We start from the raw sequence: 705 nt of genomic DNA on the forward strand, positions 1-705 counted from the left end.
GTTTTATACTTCTCCAATTGGAACTGATTGACTAGAGAAATAGTCAAATGGTTTTTTATTTCAAGTTATTTTCATATTTCCTTTTATTTAAGCTGGGAAAAGGCCGTCTGAAAATATTTCAATAAGGGTGTGCATATGAAGTTTTCCTTTAGTATTAACCTGTTATCCGTTTTGATTTTGGCCGCTTGTGCGCAACAGCCGGTTCAAAAGCCTCAAGTTTCCCTGCCCTCTGTATCTGTGGATAACCATGCGCCGGAGCAAGGAACAGGGCTGACGGAGCAGAAATTAATCCGCGCCAAGCATTATATGGCGGCGTCTGCCAATCCGCTGGCAACTGAAGCCGGTTATGAAATTTTGAAGCGCGGCGGCAGTGCGATAGATGCGATGATTGCCATGCAGACAACTTTGGGACTGGTTGAGCCGTAGTCTTCCGGATTGGGCGGCGGTGCGTTTCTGGTGTATTGGGACAATAAGGCGAAAAAGCTGACGACGTTTGATGCCCGTGAAACAGCGCCGAAAGCGGCAACACCGGAACTTTTCTTGGATGAAAACGGCAAACCGATGGGCTTTATGAAAGCGGTGGTCGGCGGCCGTTCGGTCGGTGTGCCGGGGATTACGAAGCTGCTGGAAGATGTCCACAAGCGTTATGGCAAATTGCCGTGGGCAAGTTTGTTTGAGAAACCGATTACTTTGGCGGAACAAGGT

General features: G+C 47.9%; 1 pseudogene. It reads left to right on the top strand.

What is annotated here, in order from left to right:
* Positions 1-135: 135 nt before the first annotated feature.
* Positions 136-705, top strand: a pseudogene (locus tag ACTHUR_RS14185) (gamma-glutamyltransferase); the annotation flags it as partial.

The organism is Neisseria sp. P0021.S007, from assembly GCF_051956855.1.